This window comes from Pseudorhizobium banfieldiae (genome assembly GCF_000967425.1).
Classification (GTDB): Bacteria; Pseudomonadota; Alphaproteobacteria; order Rhizobiales; family Rhizobiaceae; genus Neorhizobium; species Neorhizobium banfieldiae.
Genome location: NZ_FO082820.1, coordinates 3,837,501 through 3,855,500 on the forward strand (window position 1 = coordinate 3,837,501; position 18,000 = coordinate 3,855,500).

14 protein-coding genes, 1 tRNA gene and 2 rRNA genes are annotated in these 18,000 nt (G+C 60.8%); 4 read left to right on the forward strand and 13 right to left on the reverse strand.

The annotated features are described in order from the left end of the window. Window positions 1–28 precede the first annotated feature (28 nt). From NT26_RS18540 to NT26_RS18550, 3 genes are all read left to right on the forward strand, one after another. Window positions 29–2,931 (forward strand): 23S ribosomal RNA (locus tag NT26_RS18540). A gap of 291 nt (window positions 2,932–3,222) precedes the next feature. Further along, a 5S ribosomal RNA gene (rrf, locus tag NT26_RS18545) occupies window positions 3,223–3,337 on the forward strand. A gap of 224 nt (window positions 3,338–3,561) precedes the next feature. After that, a tRNA-Met gene (locus tag NT26_RS18550) sits at window positions 3,562–3,638 on the forward strand. 187 nt (window positions 3,639–3,825) lie between these two features. Here the strand turns inward: NT26_RS18550 and NT26_RS18555 are convergent. The 4 genes from NT26_RS18555 to NT26_RS18570 form a co-directional block, all read right to left on the reverse strand. Next, a complete protein-coding gene (locus NT26_RS18555) occupies window positions 3,826–4,446 on the reverse strand; it encodes a nucleoside/nucleotide kinase family protein (RefSeq protein ID WP_052640907.1) in 621 nt (206 codons plus the stop codon). Beyond that, window positions 4,443–5,225 carry an ATP-binding cassette domain-containing protein gene (locus NT26_RS18560; RefSeq protein WP_052640909.1) on the reverse strand — a complete coding sequence of 261 codons (783 nt, stop codon included), beginning with the start codon at window positions 5,223–5,225 and terminating at the stop codon, window positions 4,443–4,445. The genes NT26_RS18555 and NT26_RS18560 overlap by 4 nt, the downstream gene beginning before the upstream one ends. Next, window positions 5,225–6,307, reverse strand: coding sequence for an ABC transporter permease (locus tag NT26_RS18565; RefSeq protein WP_052640911.1), 1,083 nt, complete (start codon window positions 6,305–6,307; stop codon window positions 5,225–5,227). The genes NT26_RS18560 and NT26_RS18565 overlap by 1 nt, the downstream gene beginning before the upstream one ends. 160 nt (window positions 6,308–6,467) lie before the next feature. After that, the gene (locus NT26_RS18570) at window positions 6,468–7,493 is read right to left on the reverse strand and encodes a sugar ABC transporter substrate-binding protein (protein ID WP_052640913.1); all 1,026 of its coding nucleotides are present in this window, start codon (window positions 7,491–7,493) and stop codon (window positions 6,468–6,470) included. Between the two features lie 198 nt (window positions 7,494–7,691). Between NT26_RS18570 and NT26_RS18575 the strand changes: the two genes are divergently transcribed. Beyond that, window positions 7,692–8,930, forward strand: a complete 1,239-nt coding sequence (locus tag NT26_RS18575) for an ROK family transcriptional regulator (RefSeq protein ID WP_052640915.1) — start codon at window positions 7,692–7,694, stop codon at window positions 8,928–8,930. 83 nt (window positions 8,931–9,013) lie between these two features. Here the strand turns inward: NT26_RS18575 and ehuA are convergent, their stop codons facing one another. The 9 genes from ehuA to ehuR form a co-directional block, all read right to left on the reverse strand. Next, the gene (gene ehuA, locus NT26_RS18580) at window positions 9,014–9,793 is read right to left on the reverse strand and encodes an ectoine/hydroxyectoine ABC transporter ATP-binding protein EhuA (protein WP_052640917.1); all 780 of its coding nucleotides are present in this window, start codon (window positions 9,791–9,793) and stop codon (window positions 9,014–9,016) included. Beyond that, complete coding sequence (gene ehuD / locus NT26_RS18585; protein ID WP_052640919.1) at window positions 9,790–10,482, reverse strand: ectoine/hydroxyectoine ABC transporter permease subunit EhuD; 693 nt, start codon at window positions 10,480–10,482, stop codon at window positions 9,790–9,792. The genes ehuA and ehuD overlap by 4 nt, the downstream gene beginning before the upstream one ends. 12 nt (window positions 10,483–10,494) lie before the next feature. Continuing rightward, a complete protein-coding gene (gene ehuC / locus NT26_RS18590; RefSeq protein ID WP_052640921.1) occupies window positions 10,495–11,160 on the reverse strand; it encodes an ectoine/hydroxyectoine ABC transporter permease subunit EhuC in 666 nt (221 codons plus the stop codon). A 56-nt stretch (window positions 11,161–11,216) separates the two neighbouring features. Then, window positions 11,217–12,068 carry an ectoine/hydroxyectoine ABC transporter substrate-binding protein EhuB gene (ehuB, locus tag NT26_RS18595; RefSeq protein ID WP_052640923.1) on the reverse strand — a complete coding sequence of 284 codons (852 nt, stop codon included), beginning with the start codon at window positions 12,066–12,068 and terminating at the stop codon, window positions 11,217–11,219. A 70-nt stretch (window positions 12,069–12,138) separates the two neighbouring features. Continuing rightward, window positions 12,139–13,146: a N(2)-acetyl-L-2,4-diaminobutanoate deacetylase DoeB gene (gene doeB, locus NT26_RS18600; RefSeq protein ID WP_052640925.1), complete on the reverse strand. Its 1,008-nt coding sequence runs from the start codon at window positions 13,144–13,146 to the stop codon at window positions 12,139–12,141. Window positions 13,147–13,150: 4 nt separating this feature from the next. Then, window positions 13,151–14,329, reverse strand: coding sequence for an ectoine hydrolase DoeA (gene doeA / locus NT26_RS18605; protein ID WP_052640927.1), 1,179 nt, complete (start codon window positions 14,327–14,329; stop codon window positions 13,151–13,153). Continuing rightward, window positions 14,326–15,339 (reverse strand): ectoine utilization protein EutC, encoded by a 1,014-nt coding sequence (gene eutC / locus NT26_RS18610; protein ID WP_052640928.1) that lies wholly within the window; start codon window positions 15,337–15,339, stop codon window positions 14,326–14,328. Before eutC ends, doeA begins: the two co-directional genes overlap by 4 nt. After that, on the reverse strand, window positions 15,336–16,355 hold the full coding sequence (gene eutB, locus NT26_RS18615; protein WP_052640930.1) for a hydroxyectoine utilization dehydratase EutB: 1,020 nt from the start codon (window positions 16,353–16,355) through the stop codon (window positions 15,336–15,338). The genes eutC and eutB overlap by 4 nt, the downstream gene beginning before the upstream one ends. A 65-nt stretch (window positions 16,356–16,420) precedes the next feature. Continuing rightward, complete coding sequence (gene ehuR / locus NT26_RS18620; RefSeq protein WP_052640932.1) at window positions 16,421–17,869, reverse strand: MocR-like ectoine utilization transcription factor EhuR; 1,449 nt, start codon at window positions 17,867–17,869, stop codon at window positions 16,421–16,423. Between the last annotated feature and the right edge of the window lie 131 nt (window positions 17,870–18,000).

An 18,000-nucleotide genomic window follows, 5' to 3' on the forward strand; every position in this document is an offset into this window, starting at 1 on the left:
CTAGATGATGAGCATTGGCAATGAGAACGATTAAGTGTCGTAAGGGCATTTGGTGGATGCCTTGGCATGCACAGGCGAAGAAGGACGTGATACGCTGCGATAAGCCGTGGGGAGCTGCGAATGAGCTTTGATCCATGGATCTCCGAATGGGGCAACCCACCTTAGATGCTTGGGAAATCTGTTTAGTTGGCTAGATGGCTTGTGTGGGACTTCCCGTACAGGGGCTAGCCCGTCGGCGCTGATGCGCCGCGCCGTCCGCAGCGAAGCGATCGAAGATCGCGGCAGCGTGAGGACAGGGCCAAACAGGTTTCCAAGCATTGTGATAAGGTATCTTATTCTGAATACATAGGGATAAGAAGCGAACGCAGGGAACTGAAACATCTAAGTACCTGCAGGAAAGGACATCAACCGAGACTCCGCAAGTAGTGGCGAGCGAACGCGGACCAGGCCAGTGGCAATCAGGAATAAAGCCGAACAAGTTGGAAAGCTTGGCTATAGTGGGTGACAGCCCCGTAGGCGTAGAACACTGATTGTCCTTGAGTAGGGCGGGACACGTGAAATCCTGTCTGAACATGGGGAGACCACTCTCCAAGCCTAAGTACTCGTGCATGACCGATAGCGAACAAGTACCGTGAGGGAAAGGTGAAAAGCACCCCGACGAGGGGAGTGAAATAGAACCTGAAACCGGATGCCTACAAACAGTCGGAGCCCGCAAGGGTGACGGCGTACCTTTTGTATAATGGGTCAACGACTTAGTGTAACATGCAAGCTTAAGCCGGTAGGTGTAGGCGCAGCGAAAGCGAGTCTGAACAGGGCGATTGAGTATGTTGCATTAGACCCGAAACCGAGTGATCTAGCCATGAGCAGGCTGAAGGTTGGGTAACACCAACTGGAGGGCCGAACCCGCATCTGTTGCAATAGATTGGGATGACTTGTGGCTAGGGGTGAAAGGCCAATCAAACTCGGAAATAGCTGGTTCTCCGCGAAATCTATTTAGGTAGAGCGTCGACCGAATACCCCCGGGGGTAGAGCACTGGATGGGCTATGGGGACTCACCGTCTTACTGATCCTAACCAAACTCCGAATACCGGGGAGTACTAGTCGGCAGACACACGGCGGGTGCTAACGTCCGTCGTGAAGAGGGCAACAACCCTGACCTCCAGCTAAGGTCCCCAAGTCATGGCTAAGTGGGAAAGGATGTGAGGATCCCAAAACAACCAGGATGTTGGCTTAGAAGCAGCCATCATTTAAAGAAAGCGTAACAGCTCACTGGTCTAAATAAGGGTCTTTGCGCCGAAAATGTAACGGGGCTAAAGCCATGCACCGAAGCTGAGGATTTGCAGTTTACTGCAAGTGGTAGCGGAGCGTTCCGTAAGCCTGTGAAGGAGGACCCGTGAGGGCCTCTGGAGGTATCGGAAGTGCGAATGTTGACATGAGTAACGACAAAGAGGGTGAGAGACCCTCTCGCCGAAAGACCAAGGGTTCCTGCTTAAAGTTAATCTGAGCAGGGTTAGCCGGCCCCTAAGACGAGGCAGACATGCGTAGTCGATGGGAACCACGTTAATATTCGTGGGCCTGGTGGTAGTGACGGATCTCGTGTGTTGTTCAACCTTACTGGATTGGTTGTGCAGCGAAGAGGTTCCAGGAAATAGCTCCATCATTATAGACCGTACCCGAAACCGACACAGGTGGTCAGGTAGAGTATACCAAGGCGCTTGAGAGAACTATGTTGAAGGAACTCGGCAAATTGCACGCGTAACTTCGGAAGAAGCGTGACCCCTTTTTGGGCAACCAGGAAGGGGTGGCACAGACCAGGGGGTAGCGACTGTTTATCAAAAACACAGGGCTCTGCGAAGTCGAAAGACGACGTATAGGGTCTGACGCCTGCCCGGTGCTGGAAGGTTAAGAGGAGAGGTGCAAGCTTTGAATCGAAGCCCCAGTAAACGGCGGCCGTAACTATAACGGTCCTAAGGTAGCGAAATTCCTTGTCGGGTAAGTTCCGACCTGCACGAATGGCGTAACGACTTCCCCGCTGTCTCCAACATAGACTCAGTGAAATTGAATTCCCCGTGAAGATGCGGGGTTCCTGCGGTCAGACGGAAAGACCCCGTGCACCTTTACTATAGCTTTACACTGGCATTCGTGTCGGCATGTGTAGGATAGGTGGTAGGCTTTGAAGCGGGGACGCCAGTCTTCGTGGAGCCATCCTTGAAATACCACCCTTATCGTCATGGATGTCTAACCGCGGTCCGTCATCCGGATCCGGGACAGTGTATGGTGGGTAGTTTGACTGGGGCGGTCGCCTCCGAAAGAGTAACGGAGGCGCGCGATGGTGGGCTCAGACCGGTCGGAAATCGGTCGTCGAGTGCAATGGCATAAGCCCGCCTGACTGCGAGACTGACAAGTCGAGCAGAGACGAAAGTCGGTCATAGTGATCCGGTGGTCCCGCGTGGAAGGGCCATCGCTCAACGGATAAAAGGTACGCCGGGGATAACAGGCTGATGACCCCCAAGAGTCCATATCGACGGGGTTGTTTGGCACCTCGATGTCGGCTCATCGCATCCTGGGGCTGGAGCAGGTCCCAAGGGTTTGGCTGTTCGCCAATTAAAGCGGTACGTGAGCTGGGTTCAGAACGTCGTGAGACAGTTCGGTCCCTATCTGCCGTGGGTGTAGGAATATTGACAGGATCTGTCCCTAGTACGAGAGGACCGGGATGGACATATCTCTGGTGGACCTGTTGTCCTGCCAAGGGCATAGCAGGGTAGCTATATATGGAAGGGATAACCGCTGAAGGCATCTAAGCGGGAAACCCACCTGAAAACGAGTATTCCCTATCAGGGCCGTGGAAGACGACCACGTTGATAGGAGGCGTGTGGACGTGCAGCAATGCATGAAGCTTAGCCTTACTAATAGCCCGATCGACTTGATCGTTCTCATTGATCATGCTCATCACGCGTCGCAAGACGCCAAGATGAAGCCATGACGTGTTCAACAAGACCATCGCCAACTGTTGGCGCCCTTGCTCGATAAGAGCGCGGGGCAGCCATACAGGCCAAAGGCCGTCGCCAATCCCCGGGTCAAGCCCGAGGACTTTGGCGACCGTCCGCAGGGCCGCGACCGGCAGGTCACGATCAGCCCGTCAGGACAAAGCAAAGGCGATGAACCAAAATCCAGCTTCTCAACACATGCCAACAGAAATGTTGGTTCATTGCCCTTAATCGACCTGGTGGTCATGGCGGGGCGGCCGCACCCGTTCCCATTCCGAACACGGCCGTGAAACGCCCCAGCGCCAATGGTACTTCGTCTCAAGACGCGGGAGAGTAGGTCGCTGCCAGGTCTATTAAAGGCAATGCCGCAAAACAAAAGCGGACAATACAATCTTCTCAGAAACACGAAAAACAAGCATCCCTTCCGGACCAGAAAAGTCCGTATCCTTGGTGACGCGGGGTGGAGCAGCCCGTTCGGCCTAATATCGATCCACTGGATCGATATCTTGACGGCCTCACCTCATCAGGCTACGCCTGACTTCGCTCCCGGGCCCAAAACCCGGACTCTTGGTGACGCGGGGTGGAGCAGCCCGGTAGCTCGTCAGGCTCATAACCTGAAGGCCGCAGGTTCAAATCCTGCCCCCGCAACCAACGAGACTTGTAACCGCACCCACTCAGCCTCCTTCTCCGCAAGGATAGCCTGACACCGGTTCAGATACTTCACCTTCTCCTGCACAGTCCTAAACTCACCGGTCAACTGCCGGCGGATGTACTCAAGCTTTGCGCAGCGGCTGCAGGCAGCCCCGCGACCGCTGCGGCGGGCGGTTGAGGATGACGCTCAAGAAAGGATGATGTCGGCGCGGCGGCTGCAGGTCCGCACGAGTGATCCGTTTGGCAGGTCGTTCTCCATGACCTTTTCACGGGCCTCCGCCTCCGGCATTCCCAGCCCCCGCCACCTTTGCATCAGTCTTTCTTCAAGGACATCTGGCGAAGGCATCAGCATGATCGAGCAGTCGACAAGGCCGGACAGCAGGCGCCACGGGTGCTGGTCGAGCAGCAGGTAGTTTCCCTCCAGCAGAACGATGCGGTCCTCAGGCGCAACGGCGCGCGCTGCGGCGACTGCGAGTTCACGTGATCGGTCGAAGAGAGGGACGAATACCTCCTCCTGTGCGGATCGGATGGCGCGAACGATATCCAGAAACCCGCGAACGTCAAAGGTTTCCGGTGCGCCTTTCCGCGTCAACAGTCCTCGGTCGCTCAGCACTGCATCATCCAGATGGAAGCCGTCCATCGGAACGATCGCCGCGAGTGTACCCTGCCGAACCAACGCCTTAGATAACTCATCGACAAAGGTGGATTTGCCGGCACCGGGAGGGCCTGCAATGGCGACGACGAAACGTGTGCGGCCGTCCGCCCTGGCAAGAAGATCCGCAGCGACGTCTTTGATAGGTGGCGTCATGCAGCGGCAGCTTCCGTAGGGGGTGTCTTCGCACCCGTCATGAAGGCCACCGCGTCGGACATGCTGTGTTCCTTGGGATCGATGACGCAGAGCCGGCGTCCAAGGCGATGGACGTGGATGCGATCGGCGACCTCGAAGACATGCGGCATGTTGTGCGAGATCAGCACGATCGGTATGCCGCGGCGGCGGACGTCCAGAATGAGTTCCAGGACTCGGCGGCTTTCCTTGACGCCCAGTGCCGCCGTCGGCTCATCCAGGATGATGACCTTGGAGCCGAAAGCCGCCGCCCGGGCGACCGCCACCCCCTGGCGTTGACCGCCGGAAAGGGTTTCGACGGCCTGGTTGATATTCTGGATCGTCATCAGGCCGAGCTCGGACAGCTTGTCGCGTGCAAAGCGTTCCATGGCGGTACGGTCGAGCTTTCGGAACCAATTGCCGGCGATTCCGGGCTTTCGCAGTTCGCGGCCGAGAAACATGTTGTCGGCGATGGAGAGGGCAGGTGATAGCGCGAGGTTCTGGTAGACCGTTTCTATTCCTGCCTTGCGCGCTTCGATCGGTGAGCGGAAATGTACCGGTCGCCCTTCGAGGCGGATTTCTCCCTGATCCGGTGAGATGGCACCGGAGATCGCCTTGATCATCGATGATTTGCCCGCGCCATTGTCGCCGATCACCGCGAGGATCTCGCCCGGATAGAGGTCGAAATCGGCATTGTCGAGGGCGGTGACGCGACCGTAGCGTTTGACGAGGCCGCGGGCGCTGAGGATGGGTTCCAGGTTCATCAGCCTGCTACCTTTCTTATCCACTGGTCGATAGCGACGGCGGTGATGATCAGCACGCCGATCAACAGATAGGTCCATTGTGGGTCGGTGCCGACCAGGCGCAATCCGAGGGAGAATACGCCGACGATCAGCGCGCCGAAGAGCATGCCGAGGATCGAGCCGCGTCCGCCAAAGAGGGAGAGGCCTCCGATCACGACCGCGGTGATCGACTCAATGTTTGCGAATTGTCCGGCGGTTGGGGACACGGATCCAATCCGGCCGATGAGAGCCCATCCCGCAAAGGCGCAGATAAGACCGGAGAGGGTATAGACGGAAATCAACATGCGCCGGACATTGACACCCGCGAGCTCGGCAGCATCCGGGTCATCGCCCACGGCATAGACATGTCGGCCCCAGGCGGTCCGGTTGAGAACGTACCAGAGCAGCGCGACCAGTAGCACCATGCCGATGACGCCATAGGTGAAGACCGCATTTCCAATCCTAAGGTTCTGGCCGAAGAATTGCAGAATGGGGGCCTGCTGCGAGATGTCCTGCGAGCGGATGGTTTCGTTGGCGGAATAGAGAAAGTTTGCAGCCAGCACGATTTGCCACATGCCCAGGGTCACGATGAAGGGGGGAAGCTTCATCCGGGCAACGAGCTGCCCGTTGATCCAGCCGCAAAAGGCGCCGACAGCGAAGCCGCACATGATCGAAAGGGTTGGTGGAAGGCCGTACCGGAACGTAAACTGACCCATCACCACCGAGGAAAGCACCATGATGGCGCCGACGGAGAGGTCGATTCCGGCGGTCAGGATCACGAGCGTTTGTGCGGCTCCGACGAAGCCGACGATCGCCACCTGTTGCAGGATCAGCGTCAGCGTGAACGCCGAGAAGAACTTGCTGCCCAACAGGATACCAAAGACCAGGACCGAGAACACCAGAACGATCAGCGGTACCGCGGCCGGATTTGAATGCAGGTAATGCTGGCACTTTTGCAGAAGGGATTTGTCGTGCAGGTCGAACGAGGCGACCTGACTGGAGCTCTCGGACAGCACCTTCTCGTATTCATGATGCGGATGCGCTGCAGGCTGTGGCTCGCTCATCGTGTACCTCCCATCTGAGGCGTTGGCGGAGTGGGTTAGCCTTCACGCCGCAACTGCTCGTTCGCGCGTATGCGCAAGGCACTCGTCGGCCGTTTCAGCAACTGGTGCGATGGGTGGGCGATCCGCAGACCGCCCACGATATCGCATGGTCAGGCTGTCCTCAGCCCCAGCACTTGTCCGTGCCTTCCTTGGTATCGATCGACTCCACGCCGTCCACGGGCTTGTCGGTGACGAGGGCGACACCGGTGTCGAAGAAGTTCTTTCCTTCCGTCGCTTCGGGCTTCTCGCCAGAATCGGCGAATTTCTTGATCGCCTCGATGCCCATGGAAGCCATCAATAGCGGATATTGCTGCGACGTTGCACCGATGACGCCCTCGGCCACATTCTTGACACCCGGGCAGCCGCCGTCCACAGAGACGACAAGCACGTCCCCTTCGCGTCCCACGGACTTCAGTGCTTCGTAAGCCCCGGCGGCGGCAGGTTCGTTGATGGTGTGCACGACATTGATGGTCGGATCCTTCTGCAGAAGGTTCTCCATTGCGGTGCGCCCGCCTTCCTCATTGCCGTTCGTGACATCGTGGCCGACGATACGGGGATCCGTTTCGTCGCCGATCTTGTTGATGTCCGCGACGTCGATGCCAAAGCCCTTCATGAAGCCCTGGTTGCGCAAGACGTCGACCGACGGCTGCGACGGTGTAAGGTTGAGGAAGGCGATCTTGGCATCCTTCGCGGCGTCACCCAGTGTCGCCGCAGCCCATTTGCCGATCAGTTCGCCGGCGAGAAGGTTGTCCGTCGCGAAGGTCATGTCGGCGGCATCGATCGGCTCGAGCGGAGTGTCGAGAGCGATAACGAGAATGCCGGCGTCCCGCGCCTTCTGAACGGCAGGAACGATGCCCTTGGTATCCGATGCCGTGAGCAGGATGCCTTTCGCGCCGTCGGCGATGCAGGTCTCGATGGCCGCCACCTGGCTTTCGCTGTCGCCGTCGATCTTTCCTGCATAGGACTTGAGGGTGACGCCCAGTTCTTGTGCCTTCGCGGTTGCACCTTCCTTCATCTTCACGAAGAAGGGATTGGTGTCTGTCTTGGTAATGAGGCAGGCCGACACTTCCTGCGCCTGTGCAGGCGCGGACAAGGCAACGCCCAGAGAAAGGGCGGCGACGGCTGTGGCGATAAGAGACTTCTTCATGTTTTCTCCTCCCAGAGTGCACTCCCCCGCAGGGGTTAGGGCGCCGATCATGCAGCCGCGTTCAGCGCCTGCATCTCCTCGACCCGGCATCATTAAGGAGGACCAATTCGGGCTTGTCAATAAATAATTCGGATTGATTTATTTATTATGTGTGCCACTGTCACGGCGGATGCTGTATAGCGACCGGGGGAGATCACCATGTCTGTTTTCGAAGCCACAGCCCATCATGCAACCTCGCCACATCAGGGTTCACTGACGGGCGGCGCCAATCAGGTGCGAGTGAGGGCCTATAACGAGCGGTTGGTGCTTTCCCTCGTGCGGTTGCACGGATCCCTGTCCAAAGCCGATATCACACGAAGGAGCGGGCTTTCGGCGCAGACGGTTTCGGTGATCATGCGCTCGCTGGAGAGCGAAGGATTGCTCCTGCGAGGTGATCCCGTTCGCGGCAAGGTGGGGCAGCCGTCAGTGCCGATGCGGCTCAATCCCGATGCGGTCTACTCCTTCGGGGTGAAGATCGGCCGCCGGAGCGCGGATCTCGTTCTCATGGACTTCGTCGGGCAGATTCGTCTCCAGCACCACGAGACATATGCCTACCCCCAACCTGACCGCATCATGGAGATCATCACCTCCGGTATTGCTCAGCTGGAGGCTCGGCTGGCGGCTGATCAGCGTTCAAGGATCGCCGGTCTCGGCATCGCTGCGCCGTTCGAATTGTGGAACTGGGCGGACGAGGTCGGTGCGCCGCCTGGCGCCATGGATGCCTGGCGAACCTTCGACCTTCACTCTGAAGTGGCGGCGAGAGTCAACTACCCGGTCTTCCTGCAGAACGATGCGACCAGCGCCTGCGGGGCCGAGCTGGTGTTCGGCGTGGGCCCATCCTATGCCGATTTCATCTACCTCTTCGTGGGCTCCTTTATCGGCGGCGGTATTGTTCTGAACTCCTCCGTCTATTCCGGACGGACGGGAACGGCGGGGGCCATCGGCCCGTTGCCCGTAAGGGGAAAGGACGGAGAGACCCGGCAATTGCTGGATATCGCATCGATATTCGTGCTGGAGAACCTGCTCCGCGATAGCGGCATCGACCCGCAGCCGCTCTGGTATTCCGCGGACGACTGGATTGATTTCGGCGAACCGCTGGAAGTCTGGATTCAGGACAGTGCCGCTGCCCTGGCCCAGGCCATTGTCGCCGCCGCTTCCGTCATCGATTTCGGCGCTGCGGTCATCGACGGAGGCTTTCCCCATTGGGTGCGGCGGCGGCTGGTGAACGCGACGATCGATGCAGTCGCGCGCCTGGACCTGCAGGGCGTGATCATCCCCGATATCATCGAAGGCAAGGTCGGCGCCCAGGCGCGGGCGATCGGCGGCGCGAGCCTGCCCATCTTTGCCCGCTACCTGATGGACCAGAATGTCCTGTTCAAGGATCTCGCCGAAGCATGAGTGTCGACAGGGGCTCGAAGGCGCCGGAGCTTGCTGAAGTCCTTCCCGCGCTATCAAAGTCAGGAGCCGGCGGGATCGACCAGCTAGGCCAGGATCGACGACAGAAACTCCCGAGTGCGCTCGTTCTTCGGCTGGCCGAAAATCTCGTCCGGCGCGCCCTGCTCACAGATCCTCCCTTTGTCGAAGAAACAGACCCGGTCTGAGACCTCGCGCGCAAATCGCATCTCGTGGGTCACGAGCAGCATGGTCAGGTCATGCTCGTGCGCCAGGTCACGTATGACGGACAGCACCTCGCCGACCAATTGCGGATCGAGTGCGGAGGTCGGCTCGTCGAACAGCAGGACGCGCGGACGCATGGCCATCGCCCGGGCGATCGCCACCCGCTGCTGCTGCCCGCCCGATAGCTGCACCGGGTAATGGTCCTTCTTGTCCGCCAGTCCCACCATCTGCAGTAGTTCGATTGCCCGCGCCTCCGCCTCCGCCCGCGCCATCCCGAGGACCCGAACGGGGGCCTCGACAACATTGCGGAGAACGGTCATGTGCGGAAACAGATTGAAGCTCTGAAAGACCATGCCGACGTGATTGCGGATCTGTCGCAGGTGCTTCTCCGACGCCTGGAACGGTCCCTTGCCACCGGGTTCGTGGTAGGAGGTGCCCGCGAGCGTCAGCTTGCCCTCCTGGAACGGCTCGAGCGTCATCAGAATGCGCAGCACCGTGGACTTGCCCGAGCCGGAGGGGCCAATGAGCGTGACCTTTTCTCCTTTCGCCACCGAGAAGTTGAAGTTATCGAGCACCGTCAGGATACCAAAACGCTTCGTGACGTCCGAGAACTCGATGATGTGCGGATCGGTGGTTTCATTCATCGCAATGGAATTCCTGCTTTCGGAAGAGCCTTCTGCAGCCGGTGAAGGCCGGCGGAGCAGATCAGCGTCAGGAGTAGGAAGATCAGGCCGACGAGGGTCAGCGGAACGAGGTACTCGAAGGTGCGTTCGCCGATCATGTTCGCAAGCCCCATCATCTCGAGGACCGTGATGACGGAAAGCACCGGCGTTTCCTTGATCATCGCGACGAGGTAGTTGCCCATGGCCGGCACGATGCGAGGGATGGCCTGCGGAATGATGACGTCCCGGTAGGTCTGCATCCGGGTGAGGTTCAGCGCGGTGGCCGCTTCCCACTGGCCCCGGCCCACGGCTTCGATACCGCCACGGTAGACCTCGGAGGTGTAGGCGGCGTATTGCAGCCCGAGCGCCAGCGCCCCCGTCAGGAAGGCGGGAAGCACAATCCCGAAGTTCGGCAGCACGTAGTAGAGAAAGAAAAGTTGCACCAGGAGCGGCGTGTCGCGAAGGAATTCGACGACAAACGCGGTCGTCCAGGAGATGACCTTCACCCGGCTGCGGCGTAGCAGCGCGAACACGAGGCCAAGGACCATCGCGATGGCGAAGCCCGCTGCCGCCGCCTTCAAGGTCACCGTCAGACCGATGAGGATGATGGGAAGGATCGAGATCGTGTAGGTGAGCCAGGTGGTCGTGTCCCATTCGTAGCCGTACATCATGATGACACTTCCTCAGGAGTGGGCCGAACGGGGGAAGACGTCACCGCGCCTGACGACATGTTCGATGATACGGATGGCGACCATCAACACGAGAGACATCGCGAAATAGCACAGCAGCGTGACGGAATAGATGCTTGCGCTGTCTAGGGTCAGGTTGCGGATCGACTGCGCCGTGAAGGTGAGATCGGCGATGGAGATCAGCGAGACGAGCGATGAGAGCTTCAGCGTTTCAATGGCCAGATTGCCGAAGGCGGGCATCATCTCAACGATCGCCTGTGGCAGCGAGATCCGGAACAGTGTCTGGAAACGGTTGAAGTCCAAGGCTCGGGCAGCCTCCAGCTGCTGCGTGGAGACGGAGGAGAGCGCACCGCGGACGATTTCCGCACCATAGCCGCCGACGTGGGCAGCGAGAACCAAGATCCCGGTCGTGATCGGCTCGAAGCTTAGGCCGACCAGCGGCAGCGCGTAATAGAACCAGAACAGCTGGACGAGCAGGGAGGTGCCGCGAAACACCTCCGTGTAGCACAGCGCTATCGTCGACAGCACCGGCCCGCCCTCGACGCGCAGGATGCCGAAGAAGAACGCCAGTGCCGCGCCGATCACGATCGAGGCAAGCGTGATCGTCATGGTAACACCAGCACCTTGCAGGATCATCGGCAGGTATGCACTCCAGTCCATTCGGGTGTCTCCCTTGCTAGCTGGAGCGCCCGGGAGACCCCGGGCGCCGACCACCGCTACTTCCCGGCGCAGAGATCTGCGACGTTCTTCGCAGCGGCGGCCGCGATGCTCTGCTCAGACAGGCCGTATTTGCCAAGGATCGCCTTGTACTCGTCGGTCTTGCGGAACTCGACGAGGCCTGCGTTGAAGGCGTCGCGCAGTTCCTTGTCTTCCGGACGGAAGGCAAAGCCGCCATAGTTGCGCACCGGTGCACCGTCGACGATCGGATCTTCGAACGGGGAAACCTGCTCGACCTGTTCCTGGCCCTTTGCGAGCTCCGAGACGGTGAGTTCGGTGGCCGCATAGGCGTCGACCCGGCTCTGGACGGTCGGGATGGCGTCCGCATTCGCCTGGATGAAGACGATCTGTTCGTCCTTGACGCCCACGGCGCGCAGGAAGTCGACATTGTTGGCACCGGACACCACGGCAACCGTCAGCGAAGGATCCTTGGCAATGTCGGCATAGGTCGTCAGTCCCTTGGGATTGCCCTTCTTGACCAAAAGCCCTTCACCGTAGGAGGAGTTCGGCTCCGTGAAGGCAACCTGCTTGCAGCGCTCCGGAGAGATGTTCTGCTCGGCCGCGACGAAGTCGAAACGCTTCGCCTTGAGGCCCGGAATCAGCGTCCCGAACGGCGTGACGGTCCAGTTGACCTCCTCGATGCCCATGGATTTCAGGACGGCGTTCGCAACGTCCGGTCCGATGCCGGCCGAGGTGCCGTCGGGCTGCATGTAGGAGTAGGGGACTTCGTTCGCCGTCGCGGCGCGGATATACCCCTGCTCCTTCACCTCTTCGACGGTAAGGGCGTTGGCGGACGTGAAGCCCATGATGAGCGCAAGGGCGGATAGCCCGGAGAGTCTTGAGATCTGCATTTTCTATTCTCCTCTGGTTAGCGTTTTTTCGTGGCCCGTTTTCGGGTCTCACGTCGTACTTCCGGTCAATCTACTCCGTGATCGTTGCGATGACGGAGAGGCAGTCGCCAGCCTTGATGAGGCCTGGGACGTGTCGGGCCGCGAGCACGCCATCCATGGCGGCGCGGTAATCAATGGGGGGGACGCCGGTCCTGCTGACGGGGTAGACGCGGGCGATGACGTCCCCCGCCGCGATCGGATCGCCAAGATCGCGACGGAATGCGACCAGCCCGTCGTCCTCCGCGAAGGTGAAGCAGTCGCTCGACGGCATATCCAGCCAACGGGTCTGCCGGATCTCCGGAGCCCCCGCCAGGATTCCGGTGTGGCGCAGCAGGTTGAGGGTGCCCGTGCGGGCGATGTCGATGGAGTGAGCGCTCGCCGTGCCGGCACCACCGAGCTCCGTGGTGACGAAGACCTTGCCCATTTCCTCGGCTGTCGTATCCAGCATTCCGACCGCATCGATCTCCAGCATCTTCATCGAGTATGGCGCAGAGAAGGCCGCGACCGCCTCGAAGCAGCGTGCCTCCTGCGTCTTGTCCGGCAGTTCGTGCGCTGCGGCATAGGGCAGGAAGTCGAGGGTTTTTCCGCCCGAATGGAAGTCGAGCACGATGTCCGCCAACGGGATCAGGTGACGCGTCACGTAGTCCGCGATCTTCTCCGTCACCGTGCCGTCCGGCCGGCCCGGGAAACTGCGGTTGAGGTTGCCGCGGTCTATCGGCGAAGTCCTTGTGCCGGCCCTGAAGGCCGGATAGTTCAGCGCCGGCACGACGATGATGCGCCCGCTCACCTGCGACGGATCAAGTGTCTGCGCCAGTTCGAAGAGAGCGGCCGGGCCCTCATACTCGTCGCCATGATTGGCTCCGGTGAGAAGCGCCGTCGGGCCGCTGCCATTGGCGATGACGCAGATCGGGATCATCACCGAGCCCCAGGCGCTGTCATCGCGGCTGTAGGGCAGCCGCAGATGGCCGTGCTGCACACCCCTCATGTCGAAATCGACTGAAGGAGCGACAGGAGAGGGACGGGGCGCGGTGGTCAGCATCACGTCATGCCTTTACGAACAACTGGCGCGGCACATTGGAGAGACATTCGACGCCGGTTTCGGTGATCGCAATGCTTTCGGTGATTTCCAGCCCCATATCTTCGAGCCACAGGCCTGTCATGAAATGGAACGTCATGCCGGGCTTCAACTCCGTCCGGTCGCCGGGGCGCAGGCTCATCGTGCGCTCGCCCCAGTCCGGCGGGTAGGAAAGTCCGATCGGGTAGCCGGTCCGGTTGTCCTTGATGATCCCGTATTTCTTCAACACCGCGAAGAAGGCATTGGCGATGTCCTCGCAGGCATTGCCGGACTTTGCTGCGGCAAGGCCCGCCTCCATCCCTTCCAGCGTCGCCTGTTCCGCATCGAGGAAGGCCTGCGTCGGCTTGCCGAGAAAGACGGTGCGCGAGAGCGGGCAGTGGTAGCGCTTGTAGGTGCCGGCAATCTCGAAGAACGTGCCTTCGCCCAGGCGCATCGGCTTGTCGTCCCAGGTCAGGTGGGGCGCCGACGCATCCGCCCCCGACGGCAGAAGCGGGACGATCGCCGGATAATCCCCACCGAACTCGGCGGTGCCGCGTATGCCCGCATCGTAGATCTCGGCGACAAGGTCGCACTTGCGCATGCCCGGCTCGATGACGTCGACGATCCGCTTGTGCATCAGTTCGACGATCTTGCCGGCCTTGCGCATATAGTCGAGCTCGGTCGGGCTCTTCACGGCGCGCTGCCAGTTGACGAGGCCCGCCGCATCCTTGAAGCGGGCATTCGGCAGATGCGTCTGGAGGGAAGCGAAGGCGGCCGCCGAAAAATAGTAGTTGTCCATCTCGACGCCGACCGTCAGACCGGACCAGTTGCGCTCGTCGATGATCTGCGACAGCAGATCCATCGGGTGGCGCTCGGTCGACTGCACGTAATGGTCGGGATACCCGATGATATTGTCATGCTCGATATAGGCGGTGCGCTTCGCGCCATTGGCATCCTGCTTGCGACCATACCAGATGGGGTCGCCGCTCGGCGGCACCAGCACGCATTGATGCACGTAGAAGGACCAGCCGTCATATCCGGTCAGCCAGTGCATGTTGGACGGATCGGTGACGATCAGGAGATCGATCCCGGCCTTTTCCATGGCGCGACGGGTCTTGGACAAGCGCTCGGCATATTCCTCGCGCGTAAAGTTCAGCGTCACGCTCACGCCGCATCTCCCATGTTCACGTTATTCACGATTGTCTGTCCGCATCCTGCATCTGCTGCGCGGGCGAGCGCGAGATTGGCGATTGCGGTATCCTGGACGCCGGTGCCTGTAAGGTCGGCGAAGGTGATGTCCTTGGGGCCAGTCCGCCCCATGGCCTTGCCGGCGATGACGGCTCCGAGTTCCGCAAACGGCTGGTCCAGGGTTGCGGTCCCAGCCTCGATGGCATGATGCAGTTCGCCGAGGATGCGCGTCTGCGTGATCCGGTCTGCGACGTAGGTCGCCCGAGCAAAAACAGCCGGATCGATCTCGTTCTTGTGCTCGGCATCCGAGCCCATCGCAGTCAGGTGCTGGCCCGGCTCCAGCCACTCCGCCATCAGGATAGGCTTCTCTGCCGGCGTGGTGGTGACGATGATGTCGGCGCCGTTTACCGCCTCGCGCGGATCTGCCACGGCAGTGACCTTGATGTCGTGCTCGTGCTCGAACGCATCTGCAAGCCTTTGCGCCTTTCCGGGCTCACGCGCCCAGATGCGGGCCGACCGGATGGGCCGCACCAGCGCCAGCGCTTGAAGCTGCAACCGCGCCTGCATGCCCGCGCCGAAGATTGCGGCAACCGAGGCGTCCTCGCGCGACAGATGGCGGGCGGCGACAGCACCCGCGGCGGCCGTGCGCACGTCGGTGAGATAACCGTTGTCGAGCAGCAGGGCCTCGACCAGCCCCGTTCTGGCGCTCAGCAGGATCATCAGCCCGTTGAGGCTGGGCAGGCCGAGCTTGGGATTGTCGAAGAACCCGGGGCTGACCTTGATGGCGAAGCTGTCAAAGCCCGGAACATAGGCGGTCTTGACGTCCACTTCGCCGCGAAATTCCGGGATGTCGAGGCGCAGGATCGGGGGCATTGCGACAGGTTTGGTGGCAAGCGCCGCGAAGGCCTGCTCCACGCAATCGACGGCAGAAGCGTCGAGCTTCACGATGGCGCGGAGATCCGCTTCCGTCAGGATGCGGATACGGCTCATCGGGTGCTCCTCCCAATGAGGTCTTGGTGTATCTCAGGATCGATGTTGCCGCCGGAAACGATGACGGCAGTAGGTCCAAGGAGTTGAACCTTGTCCGCCAGGATTGCGGCGATGCCGACTGCTCCCGCCCCCTCCACGACCTCCTCTTCTTCGCGAGCCGCATGTCGGATGCCGGCCGCAATCTCGTCCTCCGTCAGCAGGACGATGCCATCGAGAAGGTCGCGGCAGAGCGTGAAGGTGACGCGGTTTGACAGCCCGATGCCGCCCCCGAGCGAGTCTGCCAGCGTCTCCTCCTCGCGGGTTGCGACGGGCTTGCCGGCCGCGATGGCCGCATGCATGGCCGCACCGCGCTCCATGGAAACGCCGATGATGCGTGCCTGCGGCTTCAAGGCCTTCACCGCCACGGCAATACCACCCGCCAGTCCGCCGCCGGAAAGTGGAACGAGCACGGTCGCGATATCCGGCAGGTCCTCGACGAGTTCAAGGCCGATCGTACCCTGGCCGGCCACCACGTCGACGTCGTCAAAGGGCGGGATCGGAGTGAGGCGCAACGTCTGCACCAAGCGCTCGACCTCATCCTGCGCATCGTCCTGGGAGACGCCGACGATGCGGATGTCGGCACCGAGCGAACGGATAGCCTCGACCTTGTTCGCCGGAACCAGCGACGACATGCAGATGGTGGCCGCTACGCCGAGCTCGCGTGCGGCATAGGCGACGGCGCGACCGTGATTGCCGGTTGAGGCAGTGACGAGACCGCGCCTCCTCGCCGCGTCGTCGAGTGACAGGATGGCGTTCATGGCGCCACGCAGCTTGAATGCACCAATTGGCTGCCGTGTCTCGAGCTTGAGATGGACGGACTGGCCCGCGCGTTCGGACAGGCTGGGAGAGGGGACGAGCGGCGTGCGCACGACCCGGCCCGCGATGCGTGTGGCAGCCCGTTCAACGGCCCCCAGCGAAACCGGCGGAACAGGATTCTCGATCACTCTGGACGGGCTCGCGCTCTTCATGATTGTCATGGTGCGAGCGAAGAAAAATCATGTCAATTATTATATTGTCATGATTCAATGATTCATGACTAGCGTCATCCGATGGATCCAATGTCGTAGACGGGCGGCAGTTGCTCGAAGGTGTTGCGCACGGTCGTCAGTGCATTGCTGAGGGTCGCATGGCTCATCCGTCCGCCAAGGCAGATGCGGATGCCGCCGCCGTGGCCGGGGCCGGCGATAAAAGGTTCCGACGGCGAGACGGCGACATTCTGGTTGGCGAGTGCGCGCACCAGCCCGTCCTCGGTCCAGTGAGCCGGAACCTTTAGCCAGGCGCAAAGCGAGAGCGGATGACTGGAGGCGACATGGTGACCCAGGACTGTAGCCGCGACGGACTGGCGCGCACGGGCTTCCCTGCGTTGGATCTCAAGCAGCCTCTGGGCCGTACCGTTCTCGATCCATCGGGTCGCGATCTCGCCGCTCAGATAGTTGCCGCTCCAGCTCGACACGCGCAGGATCGACGCAGCGCGGATCGAATAGGACGGGGGGACGACCAGATAGCCGGCGCGCAGCCCCGTCAGCACGGTCTTGGTAAAGCTGGTGACGAAGAAGCCAAGCTCCGGCAGCATTTCTGCCATCGACGGGAGATCCTTATCGACCATCGGACGGCAGACTTCATCCTCGACAACGAAGATGCCGTAGCGTGCGGCAATGGCGGCTATCTCCTGCCGCCTTGCGGCCCCCATGACGTGTCCCGTTGGATTGTTGAGGGTCGGGACCAGCACCATGGCGCGGACGCCGCCGGCCTCACAGGCTGATTCCAACGCGTCAGGCAGGATGCCCTCGCTGTCCGTGGGCAGGCCCTTCAGGCTGAAGCCCAGGACGTTGGAGAGGCCGATGATGCCGTGATCGGTCAGGTTTTCGCACAGCACGACGTCGCCCGAGCGCACGACGCAGCTCAGCGCGAGAAAGACACCGTGGGCTGCACCATTGGTGACGATGATGCGATCGGCAACGGCCGTGACGCCCAGTCTGCGCAGCCAGAGGCGCGCCGTCTCGCGATGCCGGTCAAGGCCGGCAATCGGCCGGCAGGGGCGCATGAAGCTTGCAGTGTCGCTTTCGGCAAGCTCGTGAAAGATCTCGCGGCAGGCCGCCTCATGCTCGTCGAGATAGACCCCGCGGATAATGGAAAGGTCGAGCACCTCGTTGGGGCTGTGATCGAGCATCATCCGCCCGGCGCGGTCGGTCACCCGCGCCTTGACGAAGGTGCCGCGGCCAATCTCGCCGCTAAGAAAACCCAGCCGTTCCGCTTCCTTGTAGGATAGGCTGACGGTCTGGACGGAAAGACCGAGATCGCGCGCCAGGTCGCGATGCGTCGGCATGCGATCCATCGGCTTCAGCACGCCGGCATCGATGTCGGCGATGATGCGCTCGGTCAGCGCCGCGTGCTTCGTCACACCCTTCTGCTTAGTGAGGTCCGGCCGCCACGCCACTGGTCTCGTCGCGAGAACTGGACCGGTGGCGAGCGGATTGGCTTGGCGACGCATGAAATTGACTCGTTATTCGAGAACATGATTTCATGACATTATGCATGCTTCAGTGCAAAAGATGAAGCACTATGCAAGTCTCGTGGTGCCTTTGCCTTCCGCATAGGCTCGGTGCTGTAGACGAGACCAGC